Origin of the sequence: Streptomyces sp. NBC_00400, assembly GCF_036048035.1 — a bacterium.
Lineage (GTDB): Bacteria > Actinomycetota > Actinomycetes > Streptomycetales > Streptomycetaceae > Streptomyces.
Genome location: NZ_CP107940.1, coordinates 3,597,363 through 3,601,982, shown reverse-complemented (window position 1 = coordinate 3,601,982; position 4,620 = coordinate 3,597,363). Strand labels below are relative to the sequence as shown.

At 75.7% G+C, this 4,620-nt stretch carries 2 protein-coding genes; both read left to right on the top strand.

The genetic code is table 11. The annotated features are described in order from the left end of the window. The first annotated feature begins 71 nt into the window (after positions 1-71). Positions 72-1,022 (top strand): type VII secretion system-associated protein, encoded by a 951-nt coding sequence (locus OHS81_RS15835; protein ID WP_443058711.1) that lies wholly within the window; start codon positions 72-74, stop codon positions 1,020-1,022. Positions 1,023-1,362: 340 nt separating this feature from the next. After that, a complete protein-coding gene (locus tag OHS81_RS15830; RefSeq protein WP_328385407.1) occupies positions 1,363-4,617 on the top strand; it encodes a hypothetical protein in 3,255 nt (1,084 codons plus the stop codon). Positions 4,618-4,620 lie beyond the last annotated feature (3 nt).

Genomic DNA, 4,620 nt, shown 5'->3' with positions numbered 1-4,620 from the left:
GAGACCGGAAACAGCGGGAACGTGACGATATTTGAACAGTACGACCGGGAAAACCAGTAAGTGAGGACAAGATGAGTGAGACCAGCGGCGAGGCCCGTGCCGCCATCGACCCCGCGGAGGCGGCACCGGACGGCGGCACCGCCACCACGACGGTGGACCCCGCCCCGCCCGAGGAGTTCATCGAGGCGGCCAAGCTCGCGCCCGACCACTGGCTGTACTTGATCGACCCGACCTGGTCCGACGAGGGCCCGCCGCCGGAGTGGGCCGTGGTGGGCCAGTGGCGCTCCGACGCCGAGGGCGAGATCGTCGAATGGCAGGACAACGAGGACTACCGGCCCTCTCCGTCGGCGATGGGCTGGCCGGAGCCCGCCGACGACGTGGACGCCGCCATCCAGCTCGCCACCACCGGTTACGGCCCCGCCGACGATGTCACCAAGGCCCTGGCCAAGGCCGAAGTGGCGGTACTGGTGACGGCGGACGGCGACCCGGTGCGCGCGGCGGCGCCCGACAGTACCCCGGTGGTCCTGGTCTACAGCTCCCCGAAGTACCTGCACCTGGCCGGCCGGCTGGCCTTCGAGACGACGCGGGTGCCGGAGTTCCTGGAGCGGATCCCCGAGGGGCACAGCCTGTGCATCAACAGCTCGGGTCCGGTCAGCATGGTGATGACCACCGACGGCCTGGCGGACGTCATGAAGGCGGCCGAAGAGGCGCCCGAGGGGGACGGGGCACAGTCCGGCTCCGCCGCCGGGTCCGTCTGGCCGCCGACGATGAGCACCGATGACGCCTCTTGGTCGGAGGCGTCCGGCCAAGAGGCGTCCGGCCAGGAGGCGAACGAGCCGGAAGCGAACGACTCGGCGAACGGCGTGGTCAAGGGCGCGGTCAAGCGCGGCCGGTCCCGCGCTGCCCAGGCTGACGGGAGCAGCCGCGTGGAGGACCTTCTCCTGCCGGAGCCGGAGCAGGCGTCCGCCCCGGATCCGGGTGACGGGACCGACCCCGACGCCGGTGCGGAGAACGGGCGTTGAGACCGCTTCGGGGCCGGCGGCGGGAACGTCGTCGGCCCCGGGGCGCGAGATTCTCCGTGCAGAGGTGAACTTTTCGGGCTGTACGCGCATCCCACATATCAGGGCGGAGTTTCCCTGAACCTCCCTGAACGTCGGCTGCGTTGCCGCCGCTTCACCGAAACGTCAGGGAACTGCACCGGCCCCTTGGTTCCACCGCCGCACCATGACTCTCTCCACCGCTAGAACCACGGAATCAGGACATGTCGACTCCATCAGGTGACAACGGTATGTGCCAGACCCCGAGTTGCCGTGCGACCCCGGCCGACCCGTCCGGGTCGGCTCCCGACCGAGGAGAAGAGGCGTGAGCCGTTCCGACAGCGGCCGGGCGCGGTGGTTCGGCAAAAGGGGAGGCCGGCCTGCCCCGGCCGCGCCGGCGGCGGCAGGCGGGCACCGTCCCGGGGACGAGGGCGCCGACGAGGGGCGTCCGAAACGGTTGCTCATCGAGGAGTACGACGGCATCAGGCTGCTGCGTACGCCCTCCGATGACACGCTCAGCAACTCCGATGTCCTCGACCTGGCCCGTGCCCTCGCCGCCGACGCGCACACCGTCACGGTGGTGGCCGGGGTCGACGCGCCGCAGTCCGCCGACCTGTGGCCCCGTCTCGGCGGGCTGCTCGACGAGCTGCGGGAAGACGGCATCCGCACGGTCCGGCTCGTCATGACCGCCGCCGGGGACGACCGGCCCGGCGCGCCCGCGCTGGCCCGCCGGATCGCCGACGCCTGGGAGCTGGAGGTCATCGCCCCCGACGGGCTCGCCCTCGTGGTGCCCGGCGGCGGGCTGTTCGTGCCGGTCCGGCAGGCCGAGCCCGGTGCCACGGTCGGCGTGGGTGTGCCGGAACGCGGCAGCTGGTGGCGTTTCCGGCCGGGGGCGGAGCCGCAGCGGATCGGCCCCCGGCAGCCTGCCCCCGGCTGGCAGCCGGCCGTCGACCAGCTGCCCGACCAGGTCGCGGGCGGCTGTGTGATCGAGCAGATCCCCGCCGGAGTGCTGACCCGTTCCCGGGACGCCGCCCCGCCCCGCCTCGGCGATCTGTGCTACTCCGTACCCGCCGACCCTGGGGGGCCCACCGTGCTGGTGGGCGTCCCGGAGGGCGAGGACGTCTCGGCGGGCGACCTCGTGGAGGTGCTCAGCGCCCTGCCGGAGGCCGTGCGGAAGCAGGTCCGGCTCGCCCCGGGCAGCCCCCGTGACATTTTGCGTACCGGTCAATGGGTTTCCGACGCGTTGGGGACCCAGGTCGTGGTGTACACCGGTATGCCGCTGCTGTCCCACGGCACGCCCACCCACCCCGGGACGGTCCGCTCGGTACTCGTCGGCGCCGACGGCGCGCCCCGCTGGCAGGCGTTCGTGGACGCGGTGATGTGCCTGCCGGCCGGGGAGAACGCACCGGCACAGGCCCCCCGGCTGCTGCGCTGGGGCCGGCTCCCCGAGATCCACGGCACCGCGGGCCGGGAGCTGTCCGAACACGGCGTCGTCTCCCTCTCCGAAGGGTGGCAGGCCGGCGTGACCCGGGCGGGCCTGTGGATCACCGATGCCGCGGAGGGGCGTCCCCCGGCGGCGGCCCGGCCGGCGGACGCGGAGGGCCCGGCAATCGAGGTGGGCCGGCCCGGCCAGTCCCTTGAGGCGTCGCTGTTCCCCGCGCTCGGCACGCTCTTGAGCAGCCTCGGCGTCGACGTCCGCAGCAGGGCACGGCTGTTCGTGCACGGTACGAGCGTGGACGGCGGACGTGAACTGCGCCGTATCGCCGCCGAACACGGCCTGCGCGCCATCCGCTTCGGCAGCGCCCTCGCCCCGCCGCAGGCAGCCTCCCCCCACGCGCAGGCCGCCCCGGCTGTCCTGCCCGCCCCGTCCGCCCCGCCCGCGCCGGCTGCTCTGCCCGCCCCGCCCGCGCTCCCGGCGAACCCGGCGAACCCGGCGAACCCGGCCGGGAAGCCGGAGTCGCCGCCCCTGCCGGGTCCCCCGCCCACGCTGCCGACGACATCGGCCTCGACCGCCCGCCCCGCCGCCTCGGCGCCCGCCGGTGCTCCCGCACCGGAGGCGGCTGCCGTCGGCTCGGCCGAGCGCTCCGGACGCCCTTCCGCTCCGAGCCGCCCCCGGCCCCCGGCGGACCCCGAGCCTCCGGTACCCGAACCCGCCTCGATCTCCCGGGCCTTGACGGGGGCCCCGGACCCGGCCCCCGAGCCGCGACGCGCCGGCCCCCGCCCGGACGGTCCCGCCCCGCACCCGGAGCCCCCCGCCCCCCGGAGCACCGAGCCCTCCGGGCCCGCGGCGGCTCCCGGCCCTTCGCCGGAGCCCGAGCGCGCACCGGAGCCCTCCGCGCGAACGCTCGGCGCCGGACCGTCGAACTGGTCCCGTGCACAGCCGCCTTCGCGGAGCGTTCCAGGTCCCGGTCCCCGAGGCCCGGGATCCACCGGGGCCGCTCCGGACCGCACCTCGTCGCCGGAGCGCGGGGTCATGCCGGACCCGGTCACGCCGTTATCCGGTGAACGGCCGGGCGAGCCGCCTGCCCGGGAGGCGCCCACGCCGCCCACGGCACCGACGCGGCCTATGGCGCCCACGGCATCGACGGCGCCCACCATGCCCGGGGCACCCACACCACCCACACCACCCGCGACCCCCACAAAGCCCGAGGCACCTACGGCACCCGAGACGCCGGCGGCACCTACGGCCCCCGATTCGCCGGCGGCACCTACGGCACCGCGCGCGGTCGACCCGTCCGGAGCGCGGCGGCCCGCCGCCGTGGCTGCCGACCCGCTGCCGCCGGTCCCGTTCCTGCCGGGGTACGTCAGTAGCCCGGCGGAGCGCACCTCGTTCCGCGGGCTGGCGGAGGACAGGTGGGAGCGGCACAGTTCCGCCGTCATGCGGGCGCTCACCAGGATGCCCGCGCTGCGCGGGCCGGAGCAGGAGGATGCCCGCGACGACCTGATCGCACTGCACATGTATCTGCATGCCACCGAAGGCCCGCTGACTCACGGCGAGTTGGCCCGGAGCCTGCGGGCGGGCGAGCCGCGGCTGCTGCCCTACGCCGCGTGCGTGGCCTCCGCCCTGCGCCGGCTCCCCTCGTACCGCGGGCTCGCCTTCCGGGGCACCGACGCGGCGGACGCCGCCCTCGCGCCGGGGAACCTGCTGCGCGAGGCGGCCCCGGTGAGCGCGCTGCCGGCCGGGGTGGGCGCGCCGCGGCCGGGCGGTCCGCAGTACGCGATCTGGTCGGCGACCGGACGCCGGGTACGCGAGCTGGCGGGCGGGCCGGGCGCCGCCGGCCGCGACGAGGTCGTCTTCGCGCCGGGCTCGCTGCTGCGGGTGCTCGACGTGCGCGAGAGCGACGGCGCCCCGCTGGTGCTGCTGCGCGAGGTGCCCGCCACCCCCGCCACCGCGACCACCTCAGCGGTGCCGCAGAGCACCGAACTCGACGACCACGACCGTGCGGCGCTGGACAGGCTGGACCAGGCCCTGCGCCGTCACCCTCTCGCACCGGGGCTGTTTCGCTGGCCGGAGTTGTGCGAGGGGCCATTGGGGCGGCGCGGGGACGCGGTCGGTACCGCGTCCGGCGCCGCCCGCTGACCG